The organism is Streptomyces herbicida (genome assembly GCF_032656585.1).
Taxonomy (GTDB): Bacteria; Actinomycetota; Actinomycetes; order Streptomycetales; family Streptomycetaceae; genus Streptomyces; species Streptomyces herbicida.
On sequence record NZ_JAUYWJ010000001.1, the window covers coordinates 160,314 to 175,682 of the forward strand.

Below are 15,369 nucleotides of genomic sequence, written 5' to 3' on the forward strand. Positions count from 1 at the left end.
GCCTAACGACTGGCGCAGGCACCGCCGTCGCACCCGGGAGGAGCGTACGTCCACCCCTGGCGGGGGTCGTACGACCAGCCGTCCTCCCGCCGGTAGACCTTCCCGCCCCACTGCGCGCTCCGCCACTTGGCCGCGGCCAGCACCGCGCCCTTGGCGAGACCGGTGCCGACCGTGGTGCTGAGCCGGTGGGCGAGCGGGCGGTACTCGCGCAGGGCCCACAGGACGACGATCCAGGCGGCGGCGCCCCGGTAGACCTGCCCGGCGTCCCCGACGACGGTGACCTCGTCGAGGGTGGCGCGGTGGTCGAGCCCGGGAAAGCGGCGCCGGGCCTCCTGCGACCCCGCGGGGACCAGCTCCAGCGGCACCAACTGCCGCTGCTTCACGAGCCAGTCGCGCACATGGGCGCACAGGGAGCAGTCGGCGTCGTACAGCACGGTGAGCCCGTGGACCGGGACGCGCGCGGCGCCCCGGTCTGCGGTGGCCGTCACGGCGCTCACACCCCGGTGCCCGGGGCGGCCCAGCCCTGCGGCGCGACGGGCGGCACCTGCTCCCGGTCCAGTACTCCGCGCCGCCGGATCCGGCTCAGCACGTACACATTGCCCAGGTGCATCACACCGAGCACGAGCAGCACCACGCCGAGCTTGGTCGACAGGGCCTCGAAGATGCCGCGGGTGTCCTCGATCGTCTCGTCACCGCTCAGGTACAGCGCCACGAACCCGAGGTTGACCAGGTAGAAGCCGACCACCAGGAGGTGGTTGACCGCGTCGGCGAGCTGCTCGTTCCCGTGCAGTACATCGGAGAGGAAGATCCGTCCGTTGCGGCTGAGCGTGCGGGCCACCCAGACGGTCAGCGCGATGCTGACGGCCAGGTAGATGACGTAGGCGATGACGGTGCGGTCCATGCCCCACCCCTTCTTGAACGCGTTCAAAACGCTGACAGGGATGACTGTAGACCTGTTTTTGAACGTGTTCAACTCAATGGCGGCGAGCCCCGCTTCAGGGGCGTCTGCCGAGCTCCGGGCGCTTGGAGTAGTCCGCGAACCCGAGGACGTTGCCCCAGGGGTCGGCGATCTCGACCGTCCATCCGGTCGCCACGGGGAAGGGTTCGTCGAGCAGGGCGACGCCGCGCTCGGTGAGCTTGCGTGCCGCGACACGCGCGTCCGGCACCTCCAGCCAGACACGCGGCGAGGGCCATGTGGGCTGCCGGTACCCCAGCTCCTCCTCGGCCCGCAGCAGAATCCCGGGTGTCTCGCCCCCGACCTTCAGCAGTGCGATCCCGCCCTCGTCGAACCGGAACGCGACACCGAACCCGGCGCGCTCGTAGAAGCCGACGGCCTCCCCGAGGTCCCCGACGGGGAGCAGTACGTTGTCGAACCCGAGCAGCTCGTACGACTCGTCATCTGACATGCCATCAGATTAGGTACGGCGCACCGGGCCCCCACGCGGACAGACCGCGGAGGTCACCCGCCCGGCGGTGTCGGAGAGGGGCGAGCTCGGTCCGGCCGGTGAAGCGACCGCCCACCTGCGCGGCGAGCCGACGCACCCGGTCCAGGGTGCGTTCTCCGCGCAGATGCGCGAGGACGCTGTGGTCGGGGGAGCGCTCGCACTGGTACCGGTCCCGGGAGCTCACCGACAGCGTGAGATACGCGTGCTTCTGGTAGATCTCCCCGAGACCCGCTTCCGGGCCCTCGGGCCAGGCGTTCAGGTCCCACCCACGGCCGCCGCGTCCTCGGCGCGCAGGGCTCGGACGTGTACGCCGTCCAACTGAGGCATCCGTCCCCTTGAAGTCCGAACCCGGGCTCGGCCCGGGAACGCGAGCGGGCCCCGTCCCGGTGTGAAACCGGAGACGGGGCCCACCTCGCCGTAGGGGAGCGGAGCTCAGAAGCGGCGCGTGATGAGCGCCTTCTTCACCTCGGCGATCGCCTTCGTGACCTCGATGCCGCGCGGGCAGGCGTCCGTGCAGTTGAAGGTCGTGCGGCAGCGCCACACGCCGTCACGGTCGTTGAGGATCTCCAGGCGCTGCTCGCCGGCCTCGTCACGCGAGTCGAAGATGAAGCGGTGCGCGTTGACGATGGCCGCCGGGCCGAAGTACTGGCCGTCGTTCCAGAAGACCGGGCAGGAGGACGTGCAGGCGGCGCAGAGGATGCACTTCGTCGTGTCGTCGAAGCGCTCGCGGTCCTCCGCCGACTGCAGCCGCTCGCGCGTCGGCTCGTTCGTGTCCTTCGTGATGAGGAAGGGCATCACGTCCCGGTACGCCTGGAAGAACGGCTCCATGTCCACGACCAGGTCCTTGAGGACCGTGAGGCCCTTGATGGGCTCGATCGTGATCGGCTTCTCGGGGTTGATGTCCTTGATCAGCGTCTTGCAGGCAAGACGGTTCTTGCCATTGATCCGCATCGCGTCCGAGCCGCAGATGCCGTGGGCGCAGGAACGACGGAAGGTCAGGGTGCCGTCGACGTCCCACTTGATCTTGTGCAGACCGTCGAGGACACGCTCCTTCGGGTCGATTTCCAGCTGGAAGTCTTCCCAGGCCGCCTCGGCCGAGACCTCCGGGTTGAACCGGCGGACCCGGAACGTGACCGTGATGTAGGGAGAGACCGGGGCCTCCGCCTCCACCTTGTCCAGAACAGGAGTTGCCATCAGTACTTACGCTCCATCGGCTGGTAGCGGGTCTGGACGACCGGCTTGTAGTCGAGACGGACGGACTCGGTGCCGTCGTCGCCCACCTCGCGGTACGCCATGGTGTGGCGCATGAAGTTGACGTCGTCGCGGTTCGGGTAGTCCTCGCGGTAGTGACCGCCGCGGGACTCCTTGCGGGCCAGGGCCGACACCGCCATGACCTCGGCCAGCTCGAGCAGGTTGCCCAGCTCGATCGCCTCCAGGAGGTCCGTGTTGAACCGCTTGCCCTTGTCCTGGATCGCCACGTTCTTGTAGCGCTCACGCAGCTCGGCGATCTTCTCGACCGCGGTCTTGATCGTCTGCTCGGTGCGGAACACCATGACGTTGGCGTCCATGGTCTCCTGCAGCTCGCGACGGATCTGGGCGACCCGCTCGTTGCCGGTGGAGTTGCGCAGCTGCTCGATCTGCTCGACGACGAAGGCCTCCGGGTTCTCCGGCAGCTCGACGTAGTCCGCCTTCTGGGAGTACTCGGCGGCGGCGATGCCCGCGCGGCGGCCGAACACGTTGATGTCCAGCAGGGAGTTCGTGCCGAGACGGTTGGCGCCGTGCACCGACACACAGGCGACCTCGCCGGCCGCGTACAGGCCCGGGACGACCGTGGTGTTGTCCGACAGGACCTCACCCTCGACGTTCGTCGGGATGCCGCCCATCGCGTAGTGCGCGGTCGGCTGGATCGGGATCGGGTCCGTGTACGGCTCGATGCCGAGGTAGGTGCGCGCGAACTCGGTGATGTCCGGGAGCTTGGCGTCCAGCTGCTCCGGCGGGAGGTGGGTGAGGTCGAGGTAGACGTGGTCGCCCTCGGGACCGCAGCCGCGGCCCTCGCGGATCTCCGTGTAGATGGAGCGGGACACGACGTCACGCGACGCCAGGTCCTTCATCACCGGCGCGTACTTCTCCATGAAGCGCTCACCGTCCTTGTTGCGGAGGATGCCGCCCTCACCACGGGCGCCCTCCGTCAGCAGGATGCCCATGCGCCAGATGCCGGTCGGGTGGAACTGGAAGAACTCCATGTCCTCCAGCGGCAGACCGCGGCGGTAGACGGCGGCCTGGCCGTCACCGGTCAGCGTGTGGGCGTTCGACGTCACCTTGAAGAACTTGCCCGTGCCGCCGGAGGCGTAGATGACCGCCTTCGCCTGGAAGACGTGGATCTCACCGGTGGCGAGCTCGTAGGCCACCACGCCGGCCGACTTCTTGACGCCGTCGACCTCGGTGATCAGCTGGTCCAGGACGTAGAACTCGTTGAAGAACTCCACGCCCTCCTTGACGCAGTTCTGGTACAGCGTCTGGAGGATCATGTGGCCGGTGCGGTCCGCGGCGTAGCAGGACCGGCGGACCGGCGCCTCGCCGTGGTTGCGGGAGTGTCCGCCGAAGCGGCGCTGGTCGATGGTGCCGTTCGGGGTGCGGTTGAACGGCAGGCCCATCTTCTCCAGGTCGAGGACGGCGTCGATGGCCTCCTTCGCCAGGATCTCGGCGGCGTCCTGGTCGACCAGGTAGTCACCGCCCTTGACCGTGTCGAAGGTGTGCCACTCCCAGTTGTCCTCCTCCACGTTGGCCAGCGCGGCGGCCATACCGCCCTGCGCGGCGCCCGTGTGGGAGCGGGTGGGGTAGAGCTTGGTCAGGACCGCGGTGCGGCTGCGCTTCGTCGACTCGATGGCCGCGCGCATGCCGGCGCCGCCGGCGCCGACGATGACGGTGTCGTACTTGTGGATCTTCATGATTCTCGCAGCCCCGTGCCTAGCGGATGTTCGGGTCGAAGGTGAAGATCACCAGCGTGCCCAGCAGGATGGTGAACACCGTGGCGGTGTAGAGCAGGCCCTTGAGCCACAGCCGGGTGTTCGCGCGCTCCGCGTAGTCGTTGATGACCGTGCGCAGGCCGTTGGCACCGTGCAGCATCGCGAGCCAGAGCATCAGGAGGTCCCAGACCTGCCAGAACGGGGACGCCCAGCGGCCGGCCACGAAGGCGAAGCCGATCTTGGAGACACCGCCGTCCAGTACGAGCTGGATCAGCAGGTGGCCGAGGACGAGGACGACCAGCACGATGCCGGACAGACGCATGAACAGCCAGGCGGCCATCTCGAAGTTGCCGCGGGTGGACCGCGGGGTCTTCTTGGTGCGCTTGCGCGGAGCCTCGATGAGCGGGGCCGGGTTGTCGACGTCGTACAGGGCGTCGCCCTCGACGGGGCCGATCCCGGACGCGGTGGTTTCAGTGGTGGACATCGGCGTCAGCTCCCGAACAGAACACGAGCGGCGTGGCCGAGGACCGGGTAGATCGCGCCGGCCATCAGGACGACCCAGACGACGACCACGGACCACAGCATCTGCTTCTGGTAGCGCGGACCCTTCGACCAGAAGTCGACGGCGATGACGCGCAGGCCGTTGAGCGCGTGGAAGAGAATGGCGGCCACCAGGCCGTACTCCAGCAGCGCGACGATCGGCGTCTTGTACGTGGCTACGACCTTGTCGTAGTCCTCGGGGGAGACACGGACGAGAGCGGTGTCCAGCACATGAACGAACAGGAAGAAGAAGATGAGGACGCCGGTGACTCGGTGAGCCACCCAGGACCACATTCCTTCCCGGCCGCGGTACAGCGTTCCAGCCGGCACGGAAGAACCCTCCGGGAGCGGGGACTAGGGCCGCGCCGGCTTCGGTTGTCGGTCGGGCCCGGCCGGGTACGGTCCACCGGCCCCCAGCATCGTAGCCACGTGCCGCCGCTCGTCTGACAGGGGGCCTACCTCGTGTGATCAAACTGGCACCGGACGGGCTATTGGCGGGGCGGCATCTGGGGTGGGGTGTCCTGTTATCTGCCGTGTGCCGAGCCGTCGTGGCTGGTCGTTCCCCCACGTTCTCGGCTTCGCTCGAACAAGGGGGACCCCCATCGTGGCGGAGCCGCAGGTCGATTCGGCGCCGCGCCCCTGAGGTGATGGACCAGACGTCCCCTTCCCAGGCGCCGGAGTTCGTCCGCCGCCACGACCCGCTCCTCCTCCCGATCGTTTGTCAATCGTGATCGGATTCCTTCGAGGATGCGGTCGAGGGTTTCCTCGGGCGGAGTGTCACCCAGATAGATGACGAACGCATGTCCGAATCGCGCCTCGTATGCGGCATGTGCGGCACTCAGTGCCGTATGTGCGGCGGAGTACGTGTCCTCGGGAAGGTCCGGCAACGACTCCCCGGCCAGCGCTTCCGAGAGGTCCGCGGGAGCGAGGTCGTACGCCGCCTCGTCCGCCGCGGCCAGGAGGGAGTCCAGGTCGGGGTAGGGGCGGTGGTCGGCGACCCGCCGTGCCCAGCGCAGGCTGTGCAGGCAGGCGAGGAGGACGGCGTGGGCCTCTTCGACGGGCGCGGTGTTGAAGCCCTCCAGGAGGTCGGCGCAGGTGGGGGTGCGGGTCTGCTCCGGGAGGTACGGGAGACGGTGCGCAGGCAGCGTGGGTCCTCGCGTCACATGTGTTTTGGCAGGGGATGCTGGGAAAGATGTGTCGCCACGTTACCGAGAGCGGTCAGGGTGTGTCCGAAGGATGCCCGAATTTCACTCGGACGGGAGAGTTTCGGAACATGCGGTGGACGCATCGCCATCCGGGGAGTCGTAGGTTGGCAAGGTGAGCCAGCACAGGCGCCGGGCGTCGGCGCAGCAGGTGAGACGGAGGCGGGCGTTGGCCGCCGCCGCCTTCGTCGGCACGGTGGCCCTCGGTACGGGGCTCGGGGTCTGGGCCTCCACGGGCGGGGGCGACGGCGGCGAACCCGCGGGGGCGGCGCGGAAGTCCTCGGGCACCACGGCGACGACCTCGGGCAAGGCCCCGGCCCCGGCCAGCCCGACGCCCACCCGCTCCTATCCCCTGTCCCAGCCGCCCCGCACGATCCCCGCCGTCCGCTCCCACACCCCCGCACACGGCCCCGGCTGGCGACCGGCGCGCGGTGAGCGTGTGGTGGTGGGTGATCCGGCGCTCGCCGACGAGGGGCGGCTCATAGCGGGCGAGCTGGGCCTCTCGTACGCGGGCGAGAAGAACGACGTACGCCCGGGGGACGTACGGCTGGCGCTCGGCGGCGACAAGGGCGGGAACCCGGAGTCGTACACCATGACCGTGCGCGGCGGGGGCGTGAACATAACCGGCCCCGCCGACGCGGGCGTCTTTTACGGCACCCGCACCCTCAAGCAGGAGGTCCACGGCGGCGGTACGGCCCCGGAGGGCGTCGTGCGCGACCAGCCGGCCAAGCCGCAGCGCGGGTTCATGCTGGACATCGCCCGCAAGCCGTACAGCGCGTCCTGGATCGAGGACCGGGTGCGTGAGCTCGGTGACCTGAAGTACAACCAGCTGGGACTGCACTTCTCCGACGACCAGGGGTTCCGGATCGAGTCCACGACCCACCCCGAGATCGTCTCCGCGGACCATCTGACCAAGGCCCAGGTCAAGCGGATAGTCGACCTCGCCGCCGGCCGGCACATCACCGTCGTGCCCGAGATCGACTCGCCGGGGCACCTCGGCGCCGTTCTCGCCGCCCATCCCGATCTGCAACTGCGCAACGCGCAGGGCGTCCCGACGCGCGGGGCGATCGACATATCCAAGGACGCGTCCGCGGCGATCGTCGACGACCTCCTCAAGGAGTACGCCGACGTGTTCCCCGGCGCCTACTGGCACCTCGGCGGCGACGAGTACCAGGCGCTCGTGGTCGCCGACCCGCAGGCCTCCTACCCGCAACTGGCCGCGGCCGCGCGCAAGGCGTACGGCTCCGGCGGGACCGTCGCCGACCTCACCACCGGCTGGCTGGGCGACCGCGCCGACACGGTCCGCGCCCACCGGCGGACGATCCGGGTCTGGAACGACGGCTTCTTCCGGGGCACGTCCGTCCAGCCCGCCAAGGACCTCCAGGTCGCCTACTGGACCGGCAAGGAGATCGGCGCCCGGCAGCCGGTCGAGTACCTGAGCGCGGGACGGCAGGTCCTCAACTACAACGACGAGTTCCTGTACTACGTCCTCGGGGAGCCGCAGACCTTCGTCTATCCCACGGGACAGCGGATCTACGAGCAGTGGAACCCGCGCGTGCTGCGCGGCACCACCGCCGTGCCCGCCCGGTACGACGGGCAGATACTCGGCGGGTCCTTCGCCGTGTGGAGCGACCGCGCGTACGCCCAGACGCAGGACCAGGTGGCCGCCGGCATCCGGATGCCGCTGCGGGCCACCGCCCAGAAGCTGTGGGACCCGGGCACACCCGCCCTGTCCTGGCCGGAGTTCAAGAAGCTGGCGGACCGGCTGGGCTGACGCCCAATCGAGTGGACGTACGAGTCTTTCGAACCGTATCTTCCGCATACCGCGCATGTGCCTCACGGGGAGAGCCGTGCCCGGATTCGCGACCACACCTCGGGGGACCAATGATCTGTTCGCGCTGCCGTCATTTCGCCGCCGTGCCCGGCGGAACCCTCTGCGCCCGGTGCGCGGGCGAGCCGCCCGCGCCGATGCCGCCGTACGCCGGAGCGCCCGGTGCCTGGCTGCGCTCGCCGGTGGTGCTCGGCCGGGCCGCCGCCGTGGCGCTGGGGCTCGTCATCGCCGCCGATCTGTTCGCGATCTGGGCGGACTTCCTGCAGCTCGACGTCGCGAGTGACCTCGTGGGCGGCGCGAGCGGCTCCGACGTGGTCCGGCGGGCCGACCGCGCCGACTCCCTCTACGGCGCGTCGGGCATCGTCCAGGGGGCCGCGCTGATCGGCAGCATCGTCGTCTTCCTGTGCTGGTTCTACCGGGTGCGGGTCAACGCCGAGGTGTTCGACGCGTCCGGGCACACCAAGTCGCGCGGCTGGGCCATCGGCGGCTGGTTCACCCCCGTGGTGAACCTGTGGTACCCGCGCCGGATCACCCTCGACATCTGGGATGCCAGCAGCCCGTGGGGCAAGCCCGCCTCGCATGCGCTGGTCAATGCCTGGTGGACGCTGTGGATCATCTCGCTCTTCGCCGACCGGGCCGCGTTGACCGGGTACCGCAGGGCCGAGGGCGCGGCGGAGCTGCGCGACGCCACCCGCACGATGCTGTTCTCCGACGCGATCGACATGACGGCGGCCGTGCTCGCCATCCTGGTCGTGCTGCGGCTGACCCGGATGCAGCACCACAAGGGGCTCGCGGGACCGGTGCCCGCCGCGGTCTGACATCCCCCGGCGCGCATTACCGCATACGGCTGCGAACCCTTGTACGGCTGTGGTGTATTCGGCGCGAGCCGAACCGTGCAGCGGTGGGGGGACGAGCAATGGGTCACTGGGGTTACTTCGTCGTCGGCCGCGCCGAGCGGCCGCTCGGCGAACTGGACGCGCTGTCCGGAGCCGAGGGCATGACCCGGCGGGCGTCCGCGCCCGGCGGCTGGCAGGTGTGGGAGTACGCGGGGGACGGCGGCGACATCGGGAACATGAACGCGCTGGCCGAAGAGACCTGCGCGCCCGCGCTCTTCGGGTACGTCATGGACAGCGCCTGTGCGGTCGTCGAGGCGGCCGCGCCGGAGAGCGGCGGCTGGACGACCTGTCTGGCACGGGCGGCGATGGCCGGGTACCTGGGCGCCGAGCGCGAGGGCCTCACCCTGGACGACTACTTCCTCGAACCCGCCGACGCCGCCGGACGCGCGGTCGCCTGGGCCGCCGAGGCCGGGCACACGGTCACCCCCGAGGCGCTGATCGAGGTGCTGACGGCCGACCCCGACCCCTTGGCCGAAAACCTTTTCTTCCGCCTTCTAGACCTGCTCGGCGTGGTGCCCCTGTGACACTACCGGCCCGTCGCACGCAGTAAGGGGAAGTGCGGGCTCCGTAAAGGTCGGCGCCCTGGCGAGGGAGGCGTGGATGAGCCTGGTGGAACTGATCGCACAGGCCGACGAACGCGGACTGGCTGCCAGCGGGTTGGCTTGTTTGGATCGGTGCGTCCCCCTGCTGGGCGGCGACGACGAGGTCCTTCGGCCGGTGTGGGCAAGCCTGACGGACGGCGGCGGCGACTGGGGCGAGTGCCTGGACAAGGCACGCGCCGCACTCGACTCGGCCGGCCCGGACGAGCCCGGCGAGGACGAGGCCGCGCTCCTCGCCCGCCGGATGCTGGCCGCCGCCCCGGCCGTGCGCGACGCCGCAGAGATACGGGTCTGGGCCGACGCCTGCTCGGTCGCCTCGCTCCAGATCCACCGCCTCCTCGACCCTGCCGAGGACGGTGCAGGCTCCGTCGACCAGCGCCGCGAGGGCCGTACGGACGGCATGTCGCCGCTGGTCGCCGCCGAACTGCGGCGCCAGGTCACCGTCCTGGAGCTGCTCGCCGAGCACGGCGCGGGCGGGCTGCGCCGGGCGCTGGAGGTGTCGGTCGAGGGACGGCGGGTGCTGCGCGCGGTCGTGTCACGGCGGGCGCGCGGCCGGGCCTGAGGCTCACCGCACCGCCCGCCTCACCGCACCACTCGCCTCACCGGACGAGCCACTTCACCACCGCTTCGCCGTAGTGCGCCGTCTGGGCGTAGAACGCCGTCAGATCCCGGTGCGCCGACTCGAAGGCGGCCCGGATCTGTGACTCCGTGTCGGCATCGGCATCGCGCGGCACGAGATCGTGCCGGGCCAGACGCCACAGCGACTCGAAGTCGATCGAGTCGAGGAATGCGGCGACCCGGTCCGCCTCCGCCGCGGTGAGCAGCAGGAACGGCGGCTGGGCGGGGTCGGGGTGACAGACGCGGTGGCCGCCGAGCACCACGTCGGTCTCCGGACCCTCCATGTCATGGCGCAGTGACGCGCCGACGTAGAGGAGGTCGTGGTCGAGATAGCGCTTGTCCAGCATCTCTTCACGGTGCCGGTCGAGCCGCACCCGCACCGTGTTCCAGTCGTCCTCGAACAGCCTGCGCAGCCAGTTGGCGCTGTTGCGCAGCGCCGGGGCCGGTATCGCGCGGAGATGGAAGTACGTGCTCATCACTGAATGGAGCGCACGGGAGGCCGCAAGCATCACTCCCAGGCAAACCCGAATTCTGAGCGAATCCTGTAGGCGTTGTGCGGGCGTGCTGCGCCGGTCCTGCACCGGTTGCGGAAACGGCCCGGATCCGGGTGACGAAAACACCGCTGACCTCGCTCTACCGAATGTGACTGTCGAGGATGTGAGAACACAGCAGGAGACCAGGCCGCATGCGGCGGCGAAGCCGGCGCGGTGGGCGGCCGACGCGGTGGCGACCATGCGTGAGGGCGCGCGGGTGCGGCTCGACTACTCGGCGCAGAGCCTGTGGCGCGTCGACCGGCTGATCGAGGACATCCGGCGCGAGGACGTGCCCTACGCCGCCGTGGAGAACGTGCTGCGCGGTCTGGGCGCGTACGCCGGTGAGGTGATCGTCCGGCAGACCGGCGCCGAGTGGTGGGCGACCGGCGGCGACCACTGGGTCCGTACGCCCGACGGCCGGCTCTGGGACCCCATCGCCGAGGCCCGCCGCTGCTTCGACGGGCACGGGTCGCTGCGACTGCTGTGCCGGGACGCGACGGCCGCGTCCGCACGGCTTTGAAGAACCGCATCCGCACGGCTCTCGTAAACAGACGGCCGGGGCCCCGCTGAGCGCGGGACCCCGGCCGATCGGTGAACAGCCTTACGGCGTCAGCGTCTGGCCCAGCCGGGCCCCCGCCGGGGTGCCCAGCACCGACCTGCTGAGGACGAGCGTCTGGGTGTAGCCGAGGCCCGTGCTGTTGCTCGGCAGGTACATCAGGATGCCGTCACCGGCGTCCTCGCCCTCCACACCGAACGTCAGATCGGCGCGGCCGTACCCGGACAGGTCCGTCAGGGACACCGACGAGCCGAACCGGTCGTCGGTCTCGGTGCTGCCGGGGACCCCCGAAGTGTCCTGCGAGACGAGGACCGCGCCGGAGCCGGTGAGACCGGAGGCGCTGCCCTTGACCAGGAACGCGGCTCCCGCGTTGGAGCGCTGCACGCCCGCGCGGGTGAGGTCCTCGCCGGGGGCGCCCGCGAGGACGTCCTGGTAGCCGTCGCCGTCGATGTCGCCGACCGAGACGGCGGTACCGAAGGCGTCACCGGACTCGTCCGTCTCCGGGACGCCCGTCGTGTCCTGGTGGACCACGGTCATGCCGGTGGTCGTGAAGCCCGTCGACGTGCCCGGGACCATCGTGACCTGGCCGCCCGCCTTGCCGCCGGACTCGCCCGCGACCGGCTGGCCGATGACGATGTCGTCGTAGCCGTTGCCGTTGACGTCTCCGGCCGCGATCGACCGGCCGCCCTTGACGGAGATGACCCCCGCCTTGGTCAGACCCGTCGCCGAGCCGGCGAACCGGACCACGCGCCCGATGCCGCCCGCGTCACGGTAGTTGAGGGCCACGTCGGCATAGCCGTCCCGGTTGAAGTCACCGGTCGCGGCGTCCAGGTAGGCCACCGAACCCGTGGCGGTGGTCACGGAGCCGGAGGTGGTGGCGCCACCGGTCAGCCGGACGTTCCAGTTGCCGCCCTTGCCGGTGCCGGCCGAGAACACGTCCGCCTTGCCGTCGCCGTTGAAGTCGCCGACCGTGACCGTGGAGCCGAGCTTGGCGCCCGCCGCCGTGACACCCGACGTGGTGTATGTGAAACCGGAGTTGAGACCGGGCCCGTACAGCACCGTCACCGCGCCCCGGTCCGCGTTGCCGCTGGTGTCGTCCTCGCCGGGCGCGCCGATCGCGAGGTCGGCGTAGCCGTCGCCGTTGACGTCGCCCCAGGAGGTCGAGGTGCCGAAGGCGTCGCCGGTCTCGGAGGAGCCGGGGACACCCGGGCTGTTCTGGGTGAGCGTCACCTTCGACGCCTTGACCGGCCCGTCCACGCCGCCCGGTACTACGGTCACCGAGTTCGCCTTGGGAGTGCCGGCGACCAGGTCGGTGATGCCGTCCCGGTTGTAGTCCGAGGTGCGCAGGGCGTGCGAGACACCCGGCGTCTTGGCCAGTGCGGCGATCAGGGGGAGCTTCTTGTAGAGGTTGTCGCCGGGGCAGGCCGTGGAGTTGGTGTCCCGGTGGCCGAAGACGCGGGGCAGGGTGATGGACGTGCCCTTCGCGACCTTGTTGCCGTCGACGCCCGCGGCGCTGCCGGAGGTCAGCGTCACCTTGCCGGTCGGGTCGACCCCGTACATCCCGAACTTCCAGGCCACGATGCGTGCGATCGAGTCGAGCGCGGCTCGGGACGGCTGCGCGCTCATGTAGTTGCCGATGTACGAGATGCCGACCGTGTTCGTGTTGAACCCGATGTCGTGCGCGCCGATCACCGGCAGATCGGCGCCGCCGCTGCGGCCCTCGAAGATCTGGCCGCAGCGGTCCACGACGAAGTTGTAGCCGACGTCGAAGTAGCCGCGGGCGAAGTGCTCCTGCTGGATGGTCCGCATACGGGCGCGGGACTCGGCGCAGGACAGCTTGTTGTCGCTGTCGACGCCCGTGTGGTGGATCACGGCGGCCTTGATCTCGGTGCCGTACTCGGGTGTGCCGTTGTAGTCGGTGGAGGCGCCCCACTCCTCCTGCGTGATGATCGGCGGCTTCGCGACCGTGGAGGGGCGCGGGGCCGGGACCGTGCTGGACGGGGACGGCGAGGCGGACGAAGAGCCGGACGCGGAGGCGGAGTCGGACACGGAGGCCGACGGCGAGTCGGAAGGCGAGCCGGACGGAGAGTCCGTCGGGACCGGCGGGTCGCTCGGCGTGACCGTCTCGGCCGGGGAGTCCGTCGGCAGCGGAGAGTCCGTCGGCGCCGGGGTGTCAGTCGGTGCCGCGGAGTCCGTCGCCGGTGCGGTGGTCTCCTCCGCGAACGCCGCGGGCTCCGTGGCGCCCTTCGGGTCGGTGCCCGGGTCGAGCAGCCTGACGTCCATGCCGGCCGGCTGGCCGCCCGCCTCGGTGCCGTCGGCGTTCACCAGGCGCACCTGGACGCCGTCGGAGTCACCGGTCCACAGCGAGGCCGTACCGCCGCGCACTGCACCGGCGGCCCGCTGTGCCTCCACTCCGTCGGCCTGGAACGGATCGTCCGCCAGCCGCTGCCAGCTGGACCACTTGCCGGTCTCCACGTCCCGGGTGCGCACCTCGGGCCTGCCCTTGGCGTTCGCGTGGGCGTCGTCCCAGGTCAGCAGCAGCGCGCTGAACCGGTCGGTGCCCTGTCGGCCCAGGCCCTTGCGGCCCGCGCCGCGGCTCTCCAGCTTGACCGTGTGCACGGACGCCCTGCGGCCCGCGCCCTTGCCGTCGCTCTGCGCGCCGGGATCCGCGATCGCATAGGTCACGGCTCCCGCGCCGCCCAGGGCCACGGCTCCGAGTGTCAGCCACGCCCTCCGCTTGAGACTGAGCGGTCTGTACGCACGCGTCCTGCGAGGACTCAACTACCCCACCCCTAGAAATGACCACGATGACACCACCTGTCACACAGGCGGTACTTGTAAAGCGCAAAGAAAGGTCCGGACGTCACCCGAGGGGCCGGCCCACGGCGGCGGCCGCCTGTTGCGGCCTCGGTGAGCCGACCTCGGCCTGGCAGGTGGCGCGCCCGAACTTCCCGTAGGCGGAGGCGGTCTGGACGTGCTTGCCGCGTACGGCGAGCGAGCAGCTGGCCCGCCCGCCCTTCTCGCCGAGCGTGATCGAGACCAGCGGCGACCGCCCGAGCGGCACCTCCACGGTCTTCTTCCACGGCAGCGCGACGGCACGGTCGACGGTGGCCGACCCGGCCTCGCTGCGGCCCTGGTAGGCGATGTCGGCAGTGCCGTCGCCGGTCACCTCGTACGTCACGGCGGCGGTCGGGACATGCGGCTCGGCCGGCTTGTCCGCCGTGTCGAGCACGCCGTACAGCACGAGCCCGCCGCAGGCGGCGATCAGGATCCCGGCGACGGTGAGAGAGCGCCAGTCCCTGGTCGATTCCGTATCGGTTGATGCCATGGGCGCGGTTTATAGCTCATGCGGCGAACCGCTTTCCAGTGGGCGGAAGAATCGGGCGAATCGCCGGAGGGAAATCCCGGGATCCGCCCCAACGTGGGGTCAAGTATCCGTTTTGCCTTGGCAATTGACAGCTCGTCATCCGAGTGATTAAAACTCCGCTCGCCACACAGGAAGAGCACAGAGAGGAGTGGTCGAGGGCGCCTGACCGGCGCACTTCCGCGTGGCACGGCTCGACACAGTCTCCGGCCGGAATTCTCCGGACCGGAAGTTCGGCGTGCCCGCATTCGCCCCGCGCATGCGCGCACAAGGGCGTCGGTGAAAACGCGGGTGCGCCACCAAAGAAAGGGCACTGGACGTGAAAGTCCGATATGGGAGATTGCTCTCCTGCCTTGTCGTGTCGGCGGTGGCGACTACCGCGCTGCCGCAGATCGCCTATGCCGTAACCGAGTCCGATTCCGGATCGGGCGGCCACGACAAGGGCATCGTCGACACCGTCAAGGGCTGGTTCGCAGACGACGACCACCACCTCGACAAGCCGCCGTCACACGACGAGCTGGGCATAGCCGACCGGCAGAAGCTGCCGAAGGGCAAGAGGGCCCCGAAGGCCAGGCGGGTCAAGGAGCTGAAGGGCAAGCGGACTTCGACGGCGCGGTTCTGGCAGCTCTCCGACGGCCGCGTCCAGGCGGAACTGTCGGCCGTGCCGACGTCGTACCGCTCCGGCGACGGCAAGAAGGCGGCCTGGAAGCCGATCGACACGGCGGTCCACGCGACGGACGCCAAGGGTTTCGCGTTCGCCAACACGACCAACGAGGGCCGCAGCTGGTTCGGTTCGGACACGGACAAGCTGGTGCGCTT

General features: G+C 70.2%; 17 protein-coding genes. 5 read left to right on the forward strand and 12 right to left on the reverse strand.

Features of this window, described 5'->3' with window-relative positions:
• Window positions 1-2: 2 nt before the first annotated feature.
• From Q8A52_RS00695 to Q8A52_RS00735, 9 genes are all read right to left on the reverse strand, one after another.
• A complete protein-coding gene (locus tag Q8A52_RS00695; protein WP_316747597.1) occupies window positions 3-497 on the reverse strand; it encodes a thiol-disulfide oxidoreductase DCC family protein in 495 nt (164 codons plus the stop codon).
• Window positions 494-901: a hypothetical protein gene (locus tag Q8A52_RS00700; RefSeq protein WP_316747599.1), complete on the reverse strand. Its 408-nt coding sequence runs from the start codon at window positions 899-901 to the stop codon at window positions 494-496. Before Q8A52_RS00700 ends, Q8A52_RS00695 begins: the two co-directional genes overlap by 4 nt.
• A 94-nt stretch (window positions 902-995) precedes the next feature.
• Window positions 996-1,406 (reverse strand): VOC family protein, encoded by a 411-nt coding sequence (locus Q8A52_RS00705; RefSeq protein WP_316747602.1) that lies wholly within the window; start codon window positions 1,404-1,406, stop codon window positions 996-998.
• Window positions 1,407-1,410: 4 nt separating this feature from the next.
• Complete coding sequence (locus tag Q8A52_RS00710; RefSeq protein WP_316747604.1) at window positions 1,411-1,629, reverse strand: hypothetical protein; 219 nt, start codon at window positions 1,627-1,629, stop codon at window positions 1,411-1,413.
• A 248-nt stretch (window positions 1,630-1,877) separates the two neighbouring features.
• A complete protein-coding gene (locus tag Q8A52_RS00715; RefSeq protein ID WP_316747606.1) occupies window positions 1,878-2,639 on the reverse strand; it encodes a succinate dehydrogenase iron-sulfur subunit in 762 nt (253 codons plus the stop codon).
• On the reverse strand, window positions 2,639-4,393 hold the full coding sequence (gene sdhA, locus Q8A52_RS00720) for a succinate dehydrogenase flavoprotein subunit (RefSeq protein ID WP_316747608.1): 1,755 nt from the start codon (window positions 4,391-4,393) through the stop codon (window positions 2,639-2,641). Before sdhA ends, Q8A52_RS00715 begins: the two co-directional genes overlap by 1 nt.
• A 19-nt stretch (window positions 4,394-4,412) precedes the next feature.
• Window positions 4,413-4,895 (reverse strand): succinate dehydrogenase hydrophobic membrane anchor subunit, encoded by a 483-nt coding sequence (locus Q8A52_RS00725; RefSeq protein ID WP_316747610.1) that lies wholly within the window; start codon window positions 4,893-4,895, stop codon window positions 4,413-4,415.
• A 5-nt stretch (window positions 4,896-4,900) separates the two neighbouring features.
• Window positions 4,901-5,281, reverse strand: a complete 381-nt coding sequence (sdhC, locus tag Q8A52_RS00730; RefSeq protein WP_316747612.1) for a succinate dehydrogenase, cytochrome b556 subunit — start codon at window positions 5,279-5,281, stop codon at window positions 4,901-4,903.
• Window positions 5,282-5,475: 194 nt separating this feature from the next.
• Window positions 5,476-6,114 carry a 2-oxo-4-hydroxy-4-carboxy-5-ureidoimidazoline decarboxylase gene (locus Q8A52_RS00735; RefSeq protein WP_316747614.1) on the reverse strand — a complete coding sequence of 213 codons (639 nt, stop codon included), beginning with the start codon at window positions 6,112-6,114 and terminating at the stop codon, window positions 5,476-5,478.
• A 208-nt stretch (window positions 6,115-6,322) separates the two neighbouring features.
• Between Q8A52_RS00735 and Q8A52_RS00740 the strand changes: the two genes are divergently transcribed.
• The 4 genes from Q8A52_RS00740 to Q8A52_RS00755 all read left to right on the forward strand — a co-directional run bounded on the left by Q8A52_RS00740 (window position 6,323) and on the right by Q8A52_RS00755 (window position 10,041).
• Window positions 6,323-7,927 carry a beta-N-acetylhexosaminidase gene (locus Q8A52_RS00740; RefSeq protein WP_408649165.1) on the forward strand — a complete coding sequence of 535 codons (1,605 nt, stop codon included), beginning with the start codon at window positions 6,323-6,325 and terminating at the stop codon, window positions 7,925-7,927.
• 143 nt (window positions 7,928-8,070) lie between these two features.
• Window positions 8,071-8,802 (forward strand): DUF4328 domain-containing protein, encoded by a 732-nt coding sequence (locus Q8A52_RS00745; RefSeq protein ID WP_408649156.1) that lies wholly within the window; start codon window positions 8,071-8,073, stop codon window positions 8,800-8,802.
• 98 nt (window positions 8,803-8,900) lie between these two features.
• Window positions 8,901-9,404: a hypothetical protein gene (locus Q8A52_RS00750; protein ID WP_316747616.1), complete on the forward strand. Its 504-nt coding sequence runs from the start codon at window positions 8,901-8,903 to the stop codon at window positions 9,402-9,404.
• Between the two features lie 76 nt (window positions 9,405-9,480).
• The gene (locus Q8A52_RS00755; RefSeq protein WP_316747618.1) at window positions 9,481-10,041 is read left to right on the forward strand and encodes a hypothetical protein; all 561 of its coding nucleotides are present in this window, start codon (window positions 9,481-9,483) and stop codon (window positions 10,039-10,041) included.
• Between the two features lie 37 nt (window positions 10,042-10,078).
• Here the strand turns inward: Q8A52_RS00755 and Q8A52_RS00760 are convergent, their stop codons facing one another.
• The gene (locus tag Q8A52_RS00760; RefSeq protein WP_316747620.1) at window positions 10,079-10,573 is read right to left on the reverse strand and encodes a DUF1877 family protein; all 495 of its coding nucleotides are present in this window, start codon (window positions 10,571-10,573) and stop codon (window positions 10,079-10,081) included.
• Between the two features lie 181 nt (window positions 10,574-10,754).
• Between Q8A52_RS00760 and Q8A52_RS00765 the strand changes: the two genes are divergently transcribed.
• Window positions 10,755-11,150 carry a hypothetical protein gene (locus Q8A52_RS00765; protein WP_316747621.1) on the forward strand — a complete coding sequence of 132 codons (396 nt, stop codon included), beginning with the start codon at window positions 10,755-10,757 and terminating at the stop codon, window positions 11,148-11,150.
• A gap of 81 nt (window positions 11,151-11,231) precedes the next feature.
• Here the strand turns inward: Q8A52_RS00765 and Q8A52_RS00770 are convergent, their stop codons facing one another.
• Complete coding sequence (locus tag Q8A52_RS00770; protein WP_316747624.1) at window positions 11,232-13,895, reverse strand: FG-GAP-like repeat-containing protein; 2,664 nt, start codon at window positions 13,893-13,895, stop codon at window positions 11,232-11,234.
• A 154-nt stretch (window positions 13,896-14,049) separates the two neighbouring features.
• Entirely contained in the window at window positions 14,050-14,514 is a 465-nt protein-coding gene (locus tag Q8A52_RS00775; RefSeq protein WP_316747625.1) for a hypothetical protein, read from the reverse strand.
• Window positions 14,515-15,369 lie beyond the last annotated feature (855 nt).

Excerpts from the sequence above, each read along its gene's own strand:
- Q8A52_RS00700 (WP_316747599.1), bottom strand. The coding sequence starts at position 901 with ATGGACCGCACCGTCATCGCCTACGTCATCTACCTGGCCGTCAGCATC.
- Q8A52_RS00705 (WP_316747602.1), bottom strand. The coding sequence starts at position 1,406 with ATGTCAGATGACGAGTCGTACGAGCTGCTCGGGTTCGACAACGTACTG.
- Q8A52_RS00715 (WP_316747606.1), bottom strand. The coding sequence starts at position 2,639 with ATGGCAACTCCTGTTCTGGACAAGGTGGAGGCGGAGGCCCCGGTCTCT.
- sdhA (WP_316747608.1), bottom strand. The coding sequence starts at position 4,393 with ATGAAGATCCACAAGTACGACACCGTCATCGTCGGCGCCGGCGGCGCC.
- Q8A52_RS00725 (WP_316747610.1), bottom strand. The coding sequence starts at position 4,895 with ATGTCCACCACTGAAACCACCGCGTCCGGGATCGGCCCCGTCGAGGGC.
- Q8A52_RS00750 (WP_316747616.1), top strand. The coding sequence starts at position 8,901 with ATGGGTCACTGGGGTTACTTCGTCGTCGGCCGCGCCGAGCGGCCGCTC.
- Q8A52_RS00755 (WP_316747618.1), top strand. The coding sequence starts at position 9,481 with ATGAGCCTGGTGGAACTGATCGCACAGGCCGACGAACGCGGACTGGCT.
- Q8A52_RS00760 (WP_316747620.1), bottom strand. The coding sequence starts at position 10,573 with ATGAGCACGTACTTCCATCTCCGCGCGATACCGGCCCCGGCGCTGCGC.
- Q8A52_RS00775 (WP_316747625.1), bottom strand. The coding sequence starts at position 14,514 with ATGGCATCAACCGATACGGAATCGACCAGGGACTGGCGCTCTCTCACC.